Genomic DNA, 18975 nt, shown 5'->3' on the forward strand with positions numbered 1-18975 from the left:
TTTGCACAACATTTTTAAAAATTAGAATAATGAATAAGACACAGATTGTAGCAGCATTTGCTGAGAAGGCTGGCATCACAAAGACTGATGCCTCCAAGTTCTTTAACGCTCTGATGGGTGTGATGGCTGATAACATCGTGGAGGGAGATGGAGAGATTTCCATCCCTGATTTCGGCCGTTTCTCCATCAAGCATGTAGCGGAACGCCAGGGTGTTAATCCTGCAACAGGCGAGAAGATTACCATTGCAGCTCGTGACAAGGTGGTATTCAAGGCTTCAGATAGCCTTCCATACTTCTCTCGCAAGCATAGTAATGAGTAAGTTAGGATAGTTAGTTTATATCTCAAATCGGTGAGCCATCAGAGTTATCTGGTGGCTTTTTTGTTTTTCATTTCTGCCTGGTCTACACATCACTTAAAAGTTACATCGATAACTATACTTTAACATATTAAGTTTGGCTAATTCAAACATTCTTTTTGTATTTGAAGCTGCATTTAAGAATAAGCTCATGATGGTTATAGCATGAGGACAACTTGATAGTTTGCGATGAAATCGAAAAATCTTATGTTTTTTAGCGCTGTGCAGATAGGATGCACTGATTTTTTCTACCTTTGTGGCAAATAATGAAGAAAAATGTGACGCCGTATCTATAATTTTTGTACTTTTACAGTCTGAAAACGGATATGGTCGTCCGCTAACTTAAAAAAGTAGCTTATGAAACAGGGTTATTTCTTATTGATCACATTGATGTTTTCCATGGGGTTGCAGGCTCAGACTCTTAAGGAAACTATCAGAGGAAAGTTTGGGGAATACCAGGGTACATCTGAAACCAGAGTGCGTGGTGGAAAAACTACCACTGTCTACAGAGACAAGTATGGAGTGGTGACTGGAACCTCGGAAACCAGGACCAATCCTTTAGGCAAGACCACTACTATTTATCGTGATAAGTATGGCCAGAAAACAGGTACTTCCATCAGCAGGACAAAGGGGGCATTTTCACCAACCACCACTACTGTTTACAAGGATAGATATGGACAGAAAACTGGAACCAGCACTTATCGTCATTCTGGTAACAAGGGTACCATCACCTATCGTGACAAGTATGGTCAGGTTACTGGCAGAGGACAGGTAAGGGGAAGAATGCCGTCTAAGAGTTCTTCATATTCTTATTGGGAGAGTAGTAGTAAATCAAAAAGATAATTGGAGGTGAAGATCATGAAATTCGGATTTAGAACACCATCACTTAAGCGCAGTATCTCTGCCAGAACTACTGGAAGAGCCAAGCGTGCAATCAACGTGCTATCATTCCTGGTTATGGGAGAAGAGGGATAGGCTTGCTGACCAATCCCAAGAAATCTCTCTATAATAGGGTGTATCGCAGAACCACTTTTGGACTTGGGGATGTACTCAAATTCCTTTTTGGTAAATGATAGGTTTAATATATGATTTTTTAAAATATAGAAAATGGAAGAAAACGTCAAACCCATATCTCAGCTGCTGCAGACTGTTGGATATCAACTTATTAATGCGGCAGCTAACAAGAATTTCAACACCTTTAGAAGTGGTATCAGGCATCTTGATGAACTCTTGAGGAACTTCTATTCGGGTACATTGGTGACGATTGGGGGAATGTGCGGAATGGGGAAAACCTCTTTTGCGCTCAATCTGGTTAATGAATTTGCCATCAAGCAGCAACATCCTGTGCTCTTCTTTTCTTTAGAGGGTACATATACTTCTTGGACCAATAGACTCCTGTCTATTGTCTGCAATATCAAGACTACGGCATTGAATTCAAGAGAACTCAATGCTGACGAATGGGTGGCCTTCGATAAGCTATCAAGATCTGCAGAAAATGCTCACATATATCTGGAAGCCAAGATGATTAATCATATAGACAAGTTGTGTGAGATGGCCCGTGAGGTTAAGGAAAAGCATGACATACATATCATATTCATTGATTATGTACAGCTGCTCAATGCAAGGGACGGATATTCAGACAATCGTTATCTTGACTTGAACTACATCACTCGCCGCTTGAAAGAGCTGGCTAAGGAGCTGGAGGTTCCTGTGGTCATTCTTTCCCAGTTGAATCGTCACAGGATTGATGGTGAAGGATTGGAGGAGAAACGTCCGCGTCTGGCTGATTTGAGGGATAGTGGAACTGTGGCAGATGACAGTGATATGGTTATCTTGTTGCATCGTCCAGAGTATTATCATATTTATTCGGATGAGCGGGGAAATGACCTTCATGGTCTGATAGAGATAAGTGTGCCCAAGAATCGACTGGGACCTTTGGGACGTTGCTATGCCAAGTTCAATACTTCTACTGGTTTGATGAGTGATGCATCCGATCTGGTTGATAACATGGGTTTTGAAGTTTCAGATCCGTTAAAGAAGAAGGGTAGCATTCCACCACCACCTCCTTTATCTGATTCTTTGGGTCCGCTACCGTTTTGATGGTTGGTATTTTCCAAATATTTGGTAGTGACAGGGAGTCTTAATAGCTTTGTTCAGCATAAGGAATATATAAAATGTGCAGACCTAGTTATTTAGTCTGCACATTTTTCTTTTTTGAATTTCTCCTGTAAGTTAAAAGCTGACACCCAGCTTCAGAAGGCGCATGACTATTGATGTCTGACTACGTCCCATGAGTTGAGAGATCTGCTTGATACTCATGCCATCTGAGAATAGCTTCAAGAGATATGCATCTCCCTTTCTGCCCCATCGTTTATTGGCATTCCTATGAGGGCTATAATCCTCTTTGAGTCTTTCTGGATGGAGGAATTCCGTTACGAAGACGGAAGGACACTTGGTGTGGTACATGATGAATGTTCTTGTCTTGGCTCTTGTGATTGCCACATAGAACAAACGCCGCTCCTCTCCATAAGGGTATTCATCACCCTTGCCAAGAATGAGATTGAGAATAGGATCATCATTCATCAAAGATGGAAAACCAAAGGTATCTTTATTGCATTGAAGCAAGATGACATAATCTGCCTCCAGTCCCTTTGACTTATGAACCGTGAGGAACTCTATTTCCCTTCCGTTGATGATATAGAAGAACTTGTTGCCTCTTTTCACGCTTTGGAAGTTATGGGACAGATAGTAGTCATCAAAGGAATATCTACCAAGGAGGAATACGGATTTGTCACTTGGAATGCTGGCTATGATACTGCTGACAGTAAATGCATAGTTATATCTGTCATATTCATAGAACAGCATATCTGTATGGGCCGATTCATTGAATGGAGAGATGTGCTTTGCTATCTGTACCGGGTTCCTCTGGATGAACTCAGAAGACAGTTTTACCAGAGGATTACCGAATCGATAGGTGGTTTCTATCTTTTTCAAGTCCGTATGCCCAAAGAAGCTTTCGAAATCCGTAAACAAAGAGAGGTCACTTCCGGAGAATCGGTAGATGGATTGCCAGTCATCTCCCACACAGAAGAGCTTGGACTTAGGTTCACCTTTTCTCAGGGCTTGCAGAAATCTGTATCGATCCATGGATATATCCTGGAACTCATCTACAATGATATACTCATAAGGACTTTGTTGCCATTTCTCACAGAGCTTGGTAGCTTCAAGGATGATGTCAGTAAAATCCTTCTGCTGGCTATTCTCCATACACTCCACATACTTCTCATACACTGGGCAGATGATGTTATCAATGATGAATAGGCTTCTCTCGTCATGTGCCTTATTGGCCAGGTTCCTGATTTCAGAAATACTCTTGCAGTTGGTTTTCATCAGTGTAATGAAGGTAACTGCGAGGCGGATGAATACCTTTTCCTCCTTGCTGTTTTTAGGCAGAACCATATCATAGAGCTTTTCTCCTGGTATTTCTGCAAATGGAACACCTTCTTTCTTTAAAAGCTTCTTCACTTTTTCTGCTATATCGAAATAATGGAAATCAGCACTGCTGGTTTCTATGAGCGTGGTACCAAACTTTCTGTGGAGTTCTCTTTTCCAGGTGATCCCATCGCCATATCGCTTATTGCATTCCTCGTATGAAATGCCTTTGCTTTCAGCAAACCACATGGGAACCATACCGTGCTCGTCCACTCCAAAATTCTCCAGGTAGAGTCGCTTCTGAATGCCATTTTTTTCATAGTGGATACTGAAATCAGGTCTGTACTGGCTATGATATTCGTCTAAGACCTGATGCTCATAAGCTTCTTCATATCTGAATTTGAGCCCAAGAGAGGAAAGAACAAAGCATAGCTTTTTCTCCTCTTCACTTCTTACGTAAACAGGTTTGCCATCCATGTCTGGCATTACAGCCTTGATCCTGTTATCTTTCATGGAGGCAAGTTTTTGGCGTTTTTGCTTTAATCTTTTCTCCTCATCAGTTTCCTGTACCTGGTAATCGATGAAATATACCAGAATTGCCTGCTTGAATTTTTCATCCTCAAGGAGTTGATGGAAGATTGAAACAAAGAGAGAATCTGTATTGTCACAGATGCTCGGTTTGGCTTTCTGCTCTCTGGCGATGATATCCAATGCCAGTTTATGGAAGGTATAACCTCTTAGCCCCTGGATATCCATTCTGTCTGTCAATTCAGCTGCAGCCTTGTTGGTATAGCTGATGAGCAAGATCTTTTTGGGATCTACGTGCTTGATTTCAGTTAGATATTTGACCTTTCCTACTATAGAGGAGGTCTTGCCACTGCCAGCACTGCTTACTACCAGGCAATTGTCTTCCTCTGAAATGATAGCCTTTCTCTGTTGCAGGTCCAAAGGATACTTGAGGATATGGTCAAAGAAATCCTTCGTAGCTTTGATGTTTCTATCTTCCTGCTGAGCATTGTGCTGCTTAACCAGGTTGGATATGTGTTCATATTGATAGATGAAGTCTGTTATCTTTTCATCTGTGATGGAAAAGATATTCATTCTTTTAAGGAGTGAGCTAAGTTCCACGTAGAGGGGATTGAAGAAGTCTTTAATTTCTCTTTCATTTTCATGGGTAATGAAAGAGTCAGCAAACTTGCTCTCAACGAAATCATTTATGTCATCATGACTCTTGGGCCTCTCGTTTATTTCATTTTCTAGCTGTCTCTTTCCTGCGTCATAACCATAGAGCTCTTCTGTGATTGATTCATTTTTATCCTTCACGATAGCTTGAAGCCGTCTTCTGATGCAGACGTACAAACTGACAGCTATCACAATGATGGCTGCTAATCCGAGAACTATCGGTATGTCTATGGACATATCTGTCATTATAGATTCAATTAATGTTTTCTTACTTCTAATCAGATAGATTCATGATACTGATTGTTTTCATCTTTTTTCTGCTGCAAAGGTAATAAAAAAACTGATACAATAGAACTCTAAGACTGAAAAAGATGGCTCATGGAAAAATATGTTCTTGAATTGACGAGCAATATCGTCATAGTTAATAGTTGAAACAATTGTTTTAAGATAGTGATATGATGCAAAAACATAAAGGTTTATGGATAGGACTCTGCAAAATGCGGACTCCTATCCATAGTTATTTGGACGCAGGAGCTTCCATTTTTCCTGACTTGCCGAATTCTGTCTGTATCTTCTTGATCATATCTTTCACTTCCTGATCGATGCGGTTGAAGTTGTTATAGAAGATACGTTCTTTGGCATCAGTGGACTTGAAGTTATAGAATATGGGGAGAGGGTAGTTCTTGTAGTCTGCTTCCTCTGCCTTGATCTCGTCCATGTTGAAGTTTGTCTTGCAGAAGAACTTGGAGGTTTTGAACTCTTCTGCTTCTTGGATATTCATGGAGCCGTTCTTGCCGGTTTTGGTAACAGTGAAGTCTCTGGCTGTCTGTCCGCAGATCCAACCGGATGCCATGTCACTGATTTTTGAAGCTGGTACCAGGCTATCCATGTTCTCATTGAGGTTGATGGATGTACGGTCTCTATCAATGGTGATACCCTTTTTGAGCTGGACAACCTTACCGAAGATATCACCTGAGAGCCAATCCAGGGTATCCTTGCTTCTGGCCGAACCGCTGATGACATTACCCACAGTGGTGATGATTTTGTCTTTACCCACCTTACCATAGTCGGCTTCCAGCTGTGGAAGTTCCTGAAATCCAAGCGTTACTGCCACCTTGTTGCTTCGGGCAGTACCAATGAGACGGTCTATCTTGTGGAAATAGAGAGTCGGCAGCTCATCCACAATGATGCTTACAGGGACGTTCTTGCCCTGCCCACTGTTGACTCGGGTTACCAGTCGGTTGAGAATCAAAGCATTCAGAGCTCCGATGATACTTTCCATTTCCGGGTCATTTGCGATAAGCAGATAGCTTGGATTTTTAGGATCAGAAACCTTCAGGTCGAAATCATCTCCGCTGAACACCCAGTAGGCTTCCTTGGTAGCTAGGCGCGATGTCTGAACTCGAAGCGTACCGATCATACCTTCCAGCTGTTCCATGGCTTTGTTGTCGAAGGCTGTCTTGAATGGTCCCAGGAGTGGATAGACCTCTGGGTCTGTGACCAGAACCTCGAAAATCTCCTCATAGGAATGGTTCAGGAAGGATAGCACATGGGGCATGTCGGAGTACTGGCCTTTCCAGTAGGCAGGTTCTACCAGTTTATCCATCTGCCCCAGGCAACCTTTTGCGTACACTCTACCTGTAAGACGCTTATGATGTGTCTCCGGGTCTTCGCTATATTCTGCATCCAGTTCATTACCCTGTTCATCGTATGGCTTCTTGCCGTAGTTGACGAAGAAGTAGATACAGGCAGCCAGGAAGTTGGTTGCGGATGTCTGGAAGAACTGGTCGCTACCTCCTCCTGAACCTTTTTGACCTTTCTGAAGAGATTCTATCAGGGTTTCGGCAGTTTCCTGGGCGGCAGCCAGGTTGCCGATATACTTTTGCTGGATAGGGTTGACCCTGCAGCTGTATTCCACGTTAACGAAGTTGATGATTCGGAACTTACATCCTTCGGGGAGTCTGTTCTGTTCCTTGTTCTTTCTATAGTGGTAGTAGAGCTTGGTGGCCAGAGTGGGGAACTTATAGTCATACACCACCATGGAGAAGCCCTTTTGGGAGTGCTGTCTGATATAGGGTTCTATCACCGAGAAGGTCTTACCGGAACCAGGAGTTCCCACAACCCATGTTCCTCTGAAGGGATTGATGATGTTGATCCAGCCATGTCGGAACTTCCCCTGGTAGTAGAATCGCATCGGGATATTTACGGAGTAGGCGTTGCTGACGCATTCTGTAGATTGCTCGAAACTCTCGTTCTCCAGGTTGAAACGGTCTTTGAGCATGCCGCTTCTGAAGTATTTGGAAATGTTGTCCAGGGCTACATGTACCAGAATCGTTCCTACTATGGAGAGCAGCATATATAGCCAGATGTTTCCCCTCAGGATTCCTATCTTGAAGTTCCAGTCCCAGTAGTAGATACCCACGGACAAAAGGGTAATCAGGAGGCCGGAGGATATAGGCCAGAAGACCATGCGCCTGGCATCATACTCGATCTGCTTCTTGTTCTTGGTGCCGATGCAGGTGATGATGACCATGATCAGGGTCACGATTTTGCTGTAGGGCAGGAACTGATACACAGACAGATGCTGGAGTTGGCTGTGGATACCCGTAATGATGCCTCCCAGGAAGTCCAGGTCTTCGGGGCTGAAGGCATACATGAAGAATTCCAGCAGGAGTGTCACGTAAATGACGCCCCTAAAGAGGGTATAGGTTCCCTGTAATTCTTTTGATTCTTCCATTTCTTACTTGTTATGTTTGACACTGATGGCTTTTTGCATCCATCGTTTCTGCGAGGATGTGACAATCTCCGTCATGGTTCTGGTGCGCTTGGGATTACCCCGAAGTTCAAACCACGAGTCCATGAGGGCGGTATAGGATACAAGCCTGTTCATCTTTCTCATCTTGTAGTTAAGAGCCCTCAGGCTTCTTCTGACATTGCTCATGCCCTGGATTCTCTCCTGGGTGGTCATCTTTGCATTCTGATCCTTATCTTGCTTCAAGGGTACCAGATGCTGGATGTCTCCTGCAATCTGGATACCGTTTTCTACAATATCCGTATAGATATTGTTTTTCCGCTCAGAGACAGCCACAGCAATGAGGTTGGCAGGACAAGCTGAGCAGGTCTGCTTGAGCTGACGGATGTTTTTGAATGCCTGATCCACCTCGAAATAGATACCATAAGCCTCTGCAGCGATGCTTAAGATGTCACCAAAACTGTCAAGATAGTCATTGAACTGCTTCTGAAAATCAGTGATTTCTTCCATTTCCTCCTTCAGGAACTTATGACCGGTGAGATTGAGTCCCATGGCTTTCTTCTGAGCCAGCAGAGTTTGCTTGGCTTGCTTGGCATAGGTGGTGAAAAGCGCGGCTCTTGTCACATCTCCTCCGCTCAGGGCCTTTGCCTGGAGAGAGGAGGAGAAATACTCCCAATGATATGATATATTGCTTCATCTCTTAGTTCTTCATTATTTAAACCATGGTTTATGTTCTTGCCTTACCCTGTAGAACCTAGCCACCTGCTTCATGGCCTTGGCTTGACGCTTTCGGGCATCAGAAGCTATCATGGCATTTGTTTTCTCTATTTTGCCTGCGATGGCACGATTCCACACATCTTCAAAATCATAGATGGTGATGCTAAGTGTCAGGCTGCGGAGCTTTTTATTCAATTGCTCCAGTTCACTGCTCAGCTGCCAGAGGAGCATGGTGCGTTCTGCACCAGTGAGCATGCTTTCCTTACCTCCTTTTTTAATGACCTTATTTAATATACGGTAGGTTTTGGCAAGTTCAGCTGCCGCTTCCATATAGAGGTTGTTCATACTCATGGTAGCAAAAGTTCCTTCAGGATTGATTCTTCTGGCAAGGTCTAGCTCCCAAAGATGGGTAAGTGTTTGCATGCCATCTTGAAACAAGGTGGATGCCAGAGCTATCTTTTCGGCATAACCCTGTGCAGTGGTGAGATAGGCGTTATACTGTTTTTCCCATTTCTTCATGATGTTTGCTTCCTTCACCATGGTTCCCTGCACACCCGCCAGGTTTTCCATTCCATCAGTCTGGCTTTTCACCTGACCATTAATTCTAGCCTCTCCCTGCTGGATGGCTGCGTATTCCAAGGGGTTGGAGGTCACTGCTCCTTGTGCATGACACTTGATGCCAAATGCCCAGCAAAGCAGAGTAATCAGCAGGATTTGCCTGTCAACTGTTAATTTCATAAATACCCTTTCTTTTTTGGTTGTATTCTACTCTTCTTCGGATTTCTCCCACAATATCCTTGCTTGCGTCGATTCCCACCATTTTAAGACAGCCATTGGTTCGGTCACGGCTAAGGACAAAGACCGTTTTGATACCGAACAATAGCTGTAGAAGGTTTTGCTGCTGCTCATAATCCACCACACGGTAGAGCTCTATATAGTGGGTTGTTCTTGCCATAAGTCCCTTTTTGATGATGATCTGTTCAGAGGTTATCGTGTAACTGGTCATCAGCAGAGATAAGATGCTGACTATGACACCAACTCCACACATGAAGGCGAGGGTATGGAAGCCCAAAATCCAGTTCGTGGAGGAGGGATTATCCATCCCTGCCAAAACCAATATCAACGGAACAAAAAACAGATGTGTAAGAATGATGTACCTAAAGCAAGGACGCAGCGTCATCCGTTGATATGTATTTTTTTCATTGTTATGCATATGATATGGATTGATTGTTATTCTTTGAAAGGAGAGAGGGACTAGATGCCCATTCCCCTTCCTTCGCCCCTAGATAGAGACTCTTCATGATTGAAATTCTCAAACTTGGCAGCGGCCACCTCGGCAGGAGATACCACCCCTGGTTTATAATAAACTCCCTTATGTTCATAGATGTCCGGACGTGGCATGGCCGGTCTTGCCAGGCTGCTGGCTACATCCAAACCTGTGGTTACAGCTGCTAGTATGGCTGCTCCCAGATTAAACCCGTGACCATCCTTGGTATGCATCTTGACTTCTGGGAAGAGCTTGTCAAAGAGCTTCATCCTCTGATAGTCGTTGACCGTCAGGAACTTGTTATACTCCTTTTGGGTTATCTCGTGGGAAAATACATTACCGTCGATGACAGCTGACATCTTATATTTGCCTTCTATGACATTTCCATCGGCATCTTTCAGACGTTCTACAGCGATGTCACTGACCTCGGTGGCTCGTCCATGTTCACCGTCTCTTCTCCACTGTTTGCTTGGTTTGAGGTTCTCCAGTCCTTCTCCATTGACCTTTGCATCTCCCAGCAAGGCAATTCTGGTTTCCTTTTGGAGTTGTTCCAATGATATGTTTCCCAAGGATTTACTCTCTGAGGCAAAAAGCTGCTGAAGGTCTTTTTTCGAGAGTGATTCAACATGAAACCCACGTTGCTTGAGGAAGCTGGCCATACGTTCGTTGCTATAGCCAGTATTGAGATTCTGTTCTGCTTTGGACAGTGGGAGCTGGATTTCCTTCATCACTTCCAGCTTGTTGCCTTTTTCATCCTTGAGAGGAAGAAGCTGGATGAGCATTTTGGCTCTTTCTTCATTGCTGGCATTTTTGAAATTCTGATAATCCTTCTCTGAAATCTTGAACGACCACATGCCCACATCCTTGGAATCTCGCAGGTTCAGAAGATAGTCGCCGGAAATCTGATCCCTCCAAGCCATGGCTGATGTAATATAGGCCTTGGTTGATTCACCCACCAAACTATAATTGCCTTCAAGAGTAACTACTCCATGGGCTTTGTCCAGATTGCCTGAGAGGAAGGTATCTTCATTTTTGCCATTGGATGCAGCTTTGATCTTTACCTCGTCAAAAACCTTGTCAAATAGCACAAGGCGATGCTCGTCATCATAGTTGATGAATTTGATGTATTCATCTTTGGATATCTCGCGGCTCATGATCTGATTATTGATGACGGCAGTCATTCTGAATGATGTTTTCTCGCCATCATGAGTAGGGTAGGCCTGGATTTCTCCCACACTCACCCTTCTTCCATCCTTGACGGGAAGGTAGAAGCCTTTGTCCTCAGAGAGCATTCTTCCATCCGCCACTCCAATGGAGTTCCATTTGTCTATATAGCCTGTATGATAGCTGGCACGGGAGTGCTCCAAAGCAATGACGTCAAGCTGCTTTTGGTGATGAGTGGCTTCTGCATGGCTGATAAAGAGCTCTTTTTCCACCTCAGGCTTGAGACAGATACTCACATAATCCTTGGAGTTGAGCATCTGCCGGGTAATCTGATCCTTGAAATCACCTTCTATCACCTGGTTGATGATTGAAAGGCGCTCATCGATGGTTACAACTTTGTCCTGTTTGGAGCTTTTTTTACCCGAAGGTTTGAAGTTTTCCGCCATGAGCTTGGCAAGTTCCTCATCCTTCAGCTCATACAGCAGATTTCTATTCACCTGGGAGGACTTGATTGTTAGGGTCTTGTTTTTCTCATCAATGATGACCCCATGGGTGGAGAGCATATGTTGGAAGAGCTCTGGCGTAGGATAGAGGTTGGTACCCATTACCTTATCAAGTGGTTCTGCCTGTCCCTGTGGACGGACGAGAACTTTTGGCTTGGCTTGAATCTCCAGAGAACTGAGTGGATCGGTAGCCTGGTTTCCCTTGTCATAGAAACCATATGCACCGCTCTTGAACTCTCCTGGTTTGAGTTTTCCGTCGGGACGGTCAATGACTACCGGAGCTGAGGACGCAAAATAAGGTCTGCCCTCAATTCGTCTTATATGGAAGCCTCTATGAGAAAGCATCGCATATCTATCCATGAAGTTGTTGAATCTGCCATATCTGGCTCCCATGAAAGGACCAAAGCGCGGTTCTCGGTAGCCATACTCTCCATCCATGATAGTATGTCCCCATAGTCCGTGGTTTACCGGTGAGTTGGCATTCTTGGCTGTGGCCCATGCACCCGGCATATAATAGTCATTTCTAACTATGGATGTAAAAGTCTCATAGGCTTTTTTATTCCATGAGTTGGTTCCTCCGTTTCTAAGGTTTTCCACCTGCTTTGAGGTGAGGTCATAATACCTTGGAGTGGAAGAGTTATGTGCCAGGGTTACAAGCTGAAACTGCCCGGTAGGAGTTTGGATAAGATGGGCTTGCATACCATTGGCATTCAACGTGGCCTGGAGCTGGGGTGCTATATCCCAATTCCTAGGGTTTGTATTTTTTCTTAGAACACTCATTTTTTACTGTTTATCATCTGGTGCTTGATACTTTGAAAGAATGACGCATGTATGGCGGTTGGCAGTATAGGGTTTGTAGATATTGATACCACCTTGGCTGATTCCACGGAGTCGTTCTTTCTCTACTCCTGCGTCAATCAGGAGCTTGGCGATATATTTGGCTCTTTTGATACTGAGCTTTCTGTTATGCTGCTTAGAACCAGTTTGGCTGTCTGCAGCACCGATGACCTTGGCCTTGAGGTTATATTCCTTCATGGCTGCCGCTATTTCTGCGATTTCCACCTTTTGTTGCGCATCAATCAGGTCTGTGGTATTGATCTTGAAGAAGAAAAGTATCGGTGCATCGAAATGATTCCTCAAGTTGCTCTTTTCCATTTCTTCCTTAGCCTTCACCCTTTCTGTGAGTTGTTTTAATCCACGATAGTTATTCTTTGGGAAGGACATGGGTGCAGTTTCTGCTACTGGAGCTCTATAGATAAGTCCAGGATTCTGTTTGTGGTTCCAGCCCTGCTTACCTATATCAAGTGTCAATCCCATTTTGGCACTGATCAGATTATCCTTGAAGCGATTCCCGTTACCCATACCATCGAAACTCTCCCTGGTGGTGATTCCACCAAATTCTGCACTGACACTGAGACGACCGGCCACTCGATAGCTGCACAATAAGCCATAGTTGATGGCAAACAGTGATTTATGGAGGGTGGAGTTATGGATTGTACCAGCTCCTATAAAGGGTACGAATTTCCATTTGGACATGTTCTCGTTCTTTTCCTGATGAAATGCAGATACATTCAACATCAGATCCAGATGGTAGTTTCTGAAATCATGCTTCTCCAGATGAGCAGTTTTGAATTTCAGACCTTCAAAGGAAAAACGCGTGCCAAAATAAGGGGTTTGCCATTTTCCCAAGGCAACCTGGAGTGAGGGTGTGGTTCTATCAAAGAGATCGCCGCATCCTTGAGTGGTTCCGGCAAATGCTGTTGCAGCCAGTTTTCCTGATACATACCAATTGGACAAAATGCCAGACGGATGGAATCCATTCTCCGGTATGTCTTGTGAACCTGGAGTCGTAGCTGTAGTTTCCATTGATGTTGAAGAGGCATAAGATGCCACATAGTTCTTTTCATCCTCTGAGAAGACGACCTGGCCTTGTACGGCAACGGCACTCATGAAGAGGCCCAGGAATGATAGTCTTAATCTTTTCATTCGTTCTTTTTCTATTGTTATATATAATAATGTATAATGGGATTATGTCTTGGATGCAAGATAGTCGTATTTATAAAGCTTATAGCGGTTGATGATTTTCTCGCAGCTTCTTACATAGTGGATGTTGGTAGCATAACCGGCAGCCTTGATTCCCCTAAGCCAATTCTTGTGGTCTGTGGGGGCATACTGATGGCATCGTCTGTAGCGCTCACTCATCAAAAGCCTGGAATGATATTCCATACTTTCTTCCGGAGAAGAGAAATTGCAGAACTTTTCGTTTTCCCTGTCATCGTCATGGATGCTGTAGGGAAGACCTTTTTCTATCCAGCGGCTGCTGGCTTTTATACCAAAGAAGTTATGTTCTGATCTTGCCAGCTTACTTGTGCCCCATCCACTTTCAAATGCCATTTGGGATAGTATCACCGATGCCGGAATTCCATACTTCCTTTGCTGATGCATGGCTTGTGGGGCATAGGTCCTCAGGAAATCCTCAGGACTTAGCTTGATATCCTTATTAAGCCCCAATGCATCTACAGCTTTAAGTTGGGTGTCCCTTACGAAAGTAAGCAGATGGTAGGGATTCTCTATTTTACCATGAAGCCTGCAGGAAATATGCAGATGTGGTCCGGTAGCCCTTCCTGTCGATCCGCTTCTTCCTAATTCCTGTCCCGCATAAACCAGTTCATCTTCTTTGACCCAGATTTCAGAAAGGTGGCAATAGCTGATGGTATAGTTGCCGGCTTTCAGGGTAATGAAGTTACCAGACATTGGGTCATAGCCCACTCTTTTAATCTCTGCATCGAACATGGCAAATACGACTTCGTATTTAGCCTCCAGGTCAATTCCCTGATGAAACCTGCCTTTTCCCGTAAAGGGGTCAGCTCTTTTACCATAGGAGGAGCTGATATGGATGCTTTTTAAGGGATAGCTGACGCTTTGGTATTTCTCTATCCAGTAGTTCATGTCATCCGTATGCATCTGTGCCAGTGCCTGAAAGGGCAGGAAAATGTGGCACAGAATTATCCATTTGAGTCTTTTTTTCATGTCACCTTATTTATTATGATGGTGCAAAGGTAAAAGGAATGTTTTTAAATATTTGAGAGATATAAATCGATTTTCATTTTTAACATAAAAACGCCATTTCTGTCAAGATACAGTCTGAAAAGTGTTAATTTTTCATTTTGATTATGCAGAGGTGGTTGAAATCAGAAAAATCAGTTAACTTTGCGGCAAAAAACAAGAAATATGAATAAAGTAGAAAGATTTCAGGATAGCGAGATTCCTTACGAGTTGCTAGCCTCATTTGGTCTCACACAGGAGATGGTAGAAGATCTTCCCATGAAGGTTTTGGAACAGTTGCTTTCGGGGCAGCGTACACCGCTTCTGCCCATTAGTATTCAGGATAGTGAAGGTAAAGCTGGCAATTACCTCGCAAGGCTTTCCTTGGTAAGAGTAGAGGATGGCATTGATGTCATGCTCATGCCTTACAAGGAGAGTACCTTGCTGGAGGAATTTGGGGAGCAGCAGCAAAGCATCCTCAGGAATGGAAGCGCTTTATACTCAGAGCAGGATGCCCTTTATTACCAGTTGGATGCTTCCACTCATCAGATTTTGTCCATGCCTTCTCATGTGATTGAGCATAACATCCAGGTACTCGGAAAGAGCATTGATATGGTAAGTAGTGATGTTGAGCAACTTATGCATGGTGAAATTCTATGCCTGAGCAAGGAAAACTCGCCTGTAACCGTTGGTATCGACTTGACAGAGGACGTGGGTATTAGAATAGTTAATGGTGATAGAGTTGCCTGGGAGAAGGAAGTAGCAGGAGAAAATCTTCCATTATATAACTTTGGCATTAATGGATGTTGGGTAAATGACGGAGCCTTATCTTACGTTAGAGAAGAAGATTATACCCAGGAGATGATAGATGCCTTGGAAGAGAAGGCAAATCAAGTGAGAAGTAACGCTCTTCATCGATAACGCTAATGAATTATTTATCATAGGTATGATACTTTCAGGTTACTATGAGGAGCATGAGCTTCTCTCGTGGTATGAGCAGGGAGACATCTCTGCTCTTCAGTATATTGAGCATCATTCACCGGGAATGAGCGATAGGTTCAAGGAGTGGTGTCACCGACATGCCTGCACGGAGGATGAAGAGGCAGCTATGGATTTTTTGGATGAATATAATGGTCTATTCCTTGATTCTGAGGAGCTTTCTTCGGAAAAGTCCAACAGTATTGATAATGGGATGTTTGAGAATTGGCGAAAAGATACCCAGTTGCTCAATGACCTTTGCAGTTCTCATGCTGCACTGCATATCTCCCTTTGGTGTTACAGAAATCCCACCTCTCATGATAAGCATTGCTGTGCCGGGGTTTTGAATGTATCCATGGAGGATATTGAAAAATGGTGGAATGTCGTGGATTTCCTAAATTTTGAGAATAATGGTCATTTTCAGCCTATCAGATTGGATGAAAATACGTTGGACAAGGCTATCAAGCAGATTTGCCAACAATACATATAGATTTTGTTTTAGTATTCTATAAAATCACATTTGTATCAGTTCTTCATTGCCATTCTGCATGTTAGATTAATTGTTCCTCGTGAGAGGCGCTATCACTTTTTTATAAAATTAAAGAGCATTTTAAAATGGCAATTTTTTACATTGTAGGATTCATATAGTCTGTGAAGGATTGTATGGATTAAAAGATATCAAGAGGGTGGATCATGGACAGATGACACACCCTCTTGTTTTTGATTTTAAGTTAGTCCAAAACCTAACTAATAGATATTATCTATGATAAGATAACAAAAAACTTTCGTTTATCTATCATAAAAACCGTATCTTTGCAGCAAATTTCAAATAAACAAGATTAAAATGGAAACAAGAAAAGAAATTGCAGCAGAAAAGAAGCGTTGTGGATCTCATAACTGTACCCAGGCAGTGGTTTGTACCTATCATGATTATACAGGTATAGACGAAGATACCCTCAAGAATGTAGGCAATGCCTTTGCAGCGGGAATGGGAAATATGGAAGGAACCTGCGGTGCCCTCGTAGGAGCAGGTGTGGTATTGGGCCTTGCCACCAAGGATAAGGCAAAGTCTATCAAGGCGATGAGACAGATCATGACCCAATTCCAGCAGCGCAACGGAGCTACCCAGTGCAAGTTTCTCAAGGGTGTAGGTACGGGAAAGATCCTCAGAGAATGCCCGCTCTGCGTTGCCGATGCGGCAGAATTCCTGGAAGAACAGTTGGATAAACTAACCGATCAGTAGAAAACGATGGCAAAATACAAGGCTCAAAGCGAGCACGACCGCTGCGTGGCATGTGGTGTTTGCGTAAAGGTATGTCCCAAGGAAGCTGTCAGCATCAACCGGGAATGTTATGCAATAGTGAATGAGGATCTGTGCATAGGCTGCGGCATCTGTGAAAAGAACTGTCCGGCAGGAGTCATGCACAAGGTATTGAGATAACAGATAAAAAGCATTTTTATGGCAAGACAAAAAAGCAAGAAGTGGAGTGATTATCTGTGGCTGGTATCCGCCACCTATTTCACCCTTGGATTCTTCAATATCGTGTTTGCGTGGCTGGGAGTCATCTGTTTTATGATTCCGCTGTTTATGGCAGTTTTCGGAGGCGGCAAGGGATATTGCAACAACTATTGTGGACGAGGTCAGCTTTTCCTGCAGATAGGAAATACCCTGGGATGGTCGCGCAGGAAGGTAGCGCCAAGATGGTTATCATCCAAATGGTTCCGTCATGGATTCCTGCTGTTCTTCATGTTCTTCTTCATCCAGATGATCATCCTCACAGTGATGGTGGCAAAGGGAGCAGAGAATCTCCATCAGACCATTCATCTGCTCTGGACCTTTGATGTTCCCTGGCACTGGGCATATCCTGTAGAGATAGAACCCTGGAAGGCTCAATTTGCCTTCGGTCTCTATGGCATCATGCTCACTTCCCTGATAGTGGGTGTGCTTCTCACCATCTTCTACCGTCCGAGAACCTGGTGTGTTTTCTGTCCGATGGGCAACATGACTCAACTCATCTGCAAGCTCAAGGCAAGATAAGCCCTGTACTTGGCTGATATAAATAGAATAACGATATGAATGTACAGCAACTGAAATATATTGTGGCACTCAACCGCTTTCGCAATTTTGCGAGAGCGGCAGAGGCTTGCCAGGTTTCGCAGCCCACGCTCAGTGCCATGCTTGTGAAACTGGAGGAAGAACTGGATACCCGTATCTTCGAAAGAAACAACAAGGCCGTATCTCCCACTACGGCAGGCAAGAAGATTATCCGTCAGGCAGAAACGGCATTGCAGGAGATAGAACGCATCCAGGAAATCGTGATGGAAGATAAGGGTGAAATAGGCGGAAGTCTGTCGCTCGCCGTGGGACCAACCATTGCCCCCTACATCCTGCCCAAGTTCATCAGATACTATCGGGAAAACTATCCATCGGTAGATCTCAACATCCAGGAACTGAAAGCTGATTTCATGCTCGATTCCCTGCTTCGTGGCGAGACGGATGCCGGCATAGCCATTTCCGACAATATACGAGAAGGCATTCTGGAGATACCGCTCTACACGGAGAAGTTCTATGTGTATCTTGCCGAGAGCTGCTGGCGCAAGCTCCCTGTTTTCAAGCCAGAGAATCTGGAGTATGAGAACATGTGGATTATGAAGGAGGCACAGTGTCTGCGCAACAGTGCCTTTTCGTTCTGCAAGGCGCGCAGCAAGGGTCATCATATCTATGAGGCAGGCAGCATTGAGACTCTGATAAGGATAGTGGATGAGAATGGTGGCTTCACCATCATTCCAGAGATGCACCTCCCTTTCCTGAGTGAGGAACAGAAGAGGAATGTAAGAAAGATAGAAGGAGATTATCTGTCGCAGCGGCGCATATCGCTCTATATCAGGGAGGATTACATCCGTGAGCGGATGCTGAACACCCTAGTCGATACCCTCAAGATATTCATTCCAGAGGAGATGATGGGAGAAGGCATCAGGAAATACGGCATCAAGCTGTAACTATCAGCCAGATGAGTTGAATACAAGAAAAATCCCCCTTTTTTCTTGCGTAATTAAAATGCATATTGCTCAATATTGAAAAGTAAGAGGGTGTGCCATATATCCGTGGTACACCCTCTTAAGTTTTATTTTTGCGTCTTACTCTATTTTCATCTTACCAGTCTTCTGTAATCGATCCACTTTCTTGTAGCCTCTTCCAAATCTTTTACCTTTCAGACCAATCAGACCACCTTCATAATAATTGATCAGCTCTTGCTTATGGAGTTTGGCTAGCATTGTAGTAAAACTACTGTCCTTAGTATCGGGTCTAAGTCCCATTACTCCCCTTAGCAGGGTTCCTCTGGTTTGTGGAGTAGAATACTGTGAAAGAACGATTTCTACAGCTTTTGCGATACTAAGGTTTTGGCTATCTTTATCATTAAGAGAAAGAGTTATTTCTTTCGGCAAGGATGCAACCAGTTCTTCTTTCCTGGCTTGCTTTGAGAAAGTATCTGTATCCACATTGAGCGTGAGACCCAGGATATCTGACAGGATATTCTTCAGTACATCGATGAACAGTTTGCTATCTTTGCCTTTTAG

19 protein-coding genes are annotated in these 18975 nt (G+C 43.8%); 10 read left to right on the plus strand and 9 right to left on the minus strand.

Features of this window, described 5'->3' with window-relative positions:
* Positions 1–29 precede the first annotated feature (29 nt).
* The 3 genes from CFT61_RS04010 (at position 30) to CFT61_RS04025 (ending at position 2456) form a co-directional block, all read left to right on the plus strand.
* Positions 30–320: an HU family DNA-binding protein gene (locus CFT61_RS04010; RefSeq protein ID WP_089543184.1), complete on the plus strand. Its 291-nt coding sequence runs from the start codon at positions 30–32 to the stop codon at positions 318–320.
* Positions 321–713: 393 nt separating this feature from the next.
* Positions 714–1199, plus strand: coding sequence for a hypothetical protein (locus CFT61_RS04015; protein ID WP_142990549.1), 486 nt, complete (start codon positions 714–716; stop codon positions 1197–1199).
* Between the two features lie 264 nt (positions 1200–1463).
* Positions 1464–2456, plus strand: a complete 993-nt coding sequence (locus tag CFT61_RS04025; RefSeq protein ID WP_089543186.1) for a DnaB-like helicase C-terminal domain-containing protein — start codon at positions 1464–1466, stop codon at positions 2454–2456.
* A gap of 132 nt (positions 2457–2588) precedes the next feature.
* Here the strand turns inward: CFT61_RS04025 and CFT61_RS04030 are convergent, their stop codons facing one another.
* The 5 genes from CFT61_RS04030 to CFT61_RS04050 form a co-directional block, all read right to left on the minus strand.
* Positions 2589–5207, minus strand: coding sequence for a UvrD-helicase domain-containing protein (locus CFT61_RS04030; protein WP_089543224.1), 2619 nt, complete (start codon positions 5205–5207; stop codon positions 2589–2591).
* Positions 5208–5487: 280 nt separating this feature from the next.
* Positions 5488–7707 carry a type IV secretory system conjugative DNA transfer family protein gene (locus tag CFT61_RS04035; protein WP_089543187.1) on the minus strand — a complete coding sequence of 740 codons (2220 nt, stop codon included), beginning with the start codon at positions 7705–7707 and terminating at the stop codon, positions 5488–5490.
* A gap of 3 nt (positions 7708–7710) precedes the next feature.
* On the minus strand, positions 7711–8346 hold the full coding sequence (locus CFT61_RS04040) for a hypothetical protein (RefSeq protein WP_089543188.1): 636 nt from the start codon (positions 8344–8346) through the stop codon (positions 7711–7713).
* Positions 8347–8433: 87 nt separating this feature from the next.
* Positions 8434–9177: a hypothetical protein gene (locus CFT61_RS04045; RefSeq protein WP_254918843.1), complete on the minus strand. Its 744-nt coding sequence runs from the start codon at positions 9175–9177 to the stop codon at positions 8434–8436.
* Positions 9161–9541, minus strand: coding sequence for a PH domain-containing protein (locus tag CFT61_RS04050; protein WP_176425492.1), 381 nt, complete (start codon positions 9539–9541; stop codon positions 9161–9163). Before CFT61_RS04050 ends, CFT61_RS04045 begins: the two co-directional genes overlap by 17 nt.
* Here CFT61_RS04050 and CFT61_RS16835 point away from each other — a divergent pair.
* Positions 9468–9626 carry a hypothetical protein gene (locus CFT61_RS16835; RefSeq protein WP_176425486.1) on the plus strand — a complete coding sequence of 53 codons (159 nt, stop codon included), beginning with the start codon at positions 9468–9470 and terminating at the stop codon, positions 9624–9626. The two genes, CFT61_RS04050 and CFT61_RS16835, sit on opposite strands and share 74 nt — an antisense overlap.
* A gap of 67 nt (positions 9627–9693) precedes the next feature.
* Here the strand turns inward: CFT61_RS16835 and CFT61_RS04055 are convergent, their stop codons facing one another.
* The 3 genes from CFT61_RS04055 to CFT61_RS04065 are packed head-to-tail and all read right to left on the minus strand — an operon-like array spanning position 9694 to position 14403.
* Entirely contained in the window at positions 9694–12153 is a 2460-nt protein-coding gene (locus CFT61_RS04055) for a hypothetical protein (protein WP_089543190.1), read from the minus strand.
* 3 nt (positions 12154–12156) lie between these two features.
* Positions 12157–13359: an OmpA family protein gene (locus CFT61_RS04060; protein WP_089543191.1), complete on the minus strand. Its 1203-nt coding sequence runs from the start codon at positions 13357–13359 to the stop codon at positions 12157–12159.
* 42 nt (positions 13360–13401) lie between these two features.
* Positions 13402–14403, minus strand: coding sequence for a glucosaminidase domain-containing protein (locus tag CFT61_RS04065; RefSeq protein WP_089543192.1), 1002 nt, complete (start codon positions 14401–14403; stop codon positions 13402–13404).
* A 201-nt stretch (positions 14404–14604) separates the two neighbouring features.
* On the opposite strand from CFT61_RS04065, the gene CFT61_RS04070 reads away from it, so the two are divergent.
* From CFT61_RS04070 to CFT61_RS04095, 6 genes are all read left to right on the plus strand, one after another.
* Entirely contained in the window at positions 14605–15339 is a 735-nt protein-coding gene (locus CFT61_RS04070; RefSeq protein ID WP_142990550.1) for a DUF4099 domain-containing protein, read from the plus strand.
* A 25-nt stretch (positions 15340–15364) separates the two neighbouring features.
* The gene (locus CFT61_RS04075) at positions 15365–15886 is read left to right on the plus strand and encodes a hypothetical protein (RefSeq protein ID WP_089543194.1); all 522 of its coding nucleotides are present in this window, start codon (positions 15365–15367) and stop codon (positions 15884–15886) included.
* A 354-nt stretch (positions 15887–16240) separates the two neighbouring features.
* Positions 16241–16639, plus strand: coding sequence for a C-GCAxxG-C-C family protein (locus tag CFT61_RS04080; protein ID WP_089543195.1), 399 nt, complete (start codon positions 16241–16243; stop codon positions 16637–16639).
* 6 nt (positions 16640–16645) lie between these two features.
* Positions 16646–16837 carry a 4Fe-4S binding protein gene (locus CFT61_RS04085; RefSeq protein WP_089543196.1) on the plus strand — a complete coding sequence of 64 codons (192 nt, stop codon included), beginning with the start codon at positions 16646–16648 and terminating at the stop codon, positions 16835–16837.
* Between the two features lie 18 nt (positions 16838–16855).
* Complete coding sequence (locus CFT61_RS04090; RefSeq protein WP_089542964.1) at positions 16856–17434, plus strand: 4Fe-4S binding protein; 579 nt, start codon at positions 16856–16858, stop codon at positions 17432–17434.
* A 35-nt stretch (positions 17435–17469) separates the two neighbouring features.
* On the plus strand, positions 17470–18396 hold the full coding sequence (locus tag CFT61_RS04095; RefSeq protein WP_089543197.1) for a LysR substrate-binding domain-containing protein: 927 nt from the start codon (positions 17470–17472) through the stop codon (positions 18394–18396).
* Positions 18397–18534: 138 nt separating this feature from the next.
* Here the strand turns inward: CFT61_RS04095 and CFT61_RS04100 are convergent, their stop codons facing one another.
* A complete protein-coding gene (locus CFT61_RS04100) occupies positions 18535–18897 on the minus strand; it encodes a hypothetical protein (protein WP_089543198.1) in 363 nt (120 codons plus the stop codon).
* Positions 18898–18975: the final 78 nt, after the last annotated feature.

Origin of the sequence: Segatella copri (genome assembly GCF_002224675.1) — a bacterium.
Classification (GTDB): Bacteria; Bacteroidota; Bacteroidia; order Bacteroidales; family Bacteroidaceae; genus Prevotella; species Prevotella copri_U.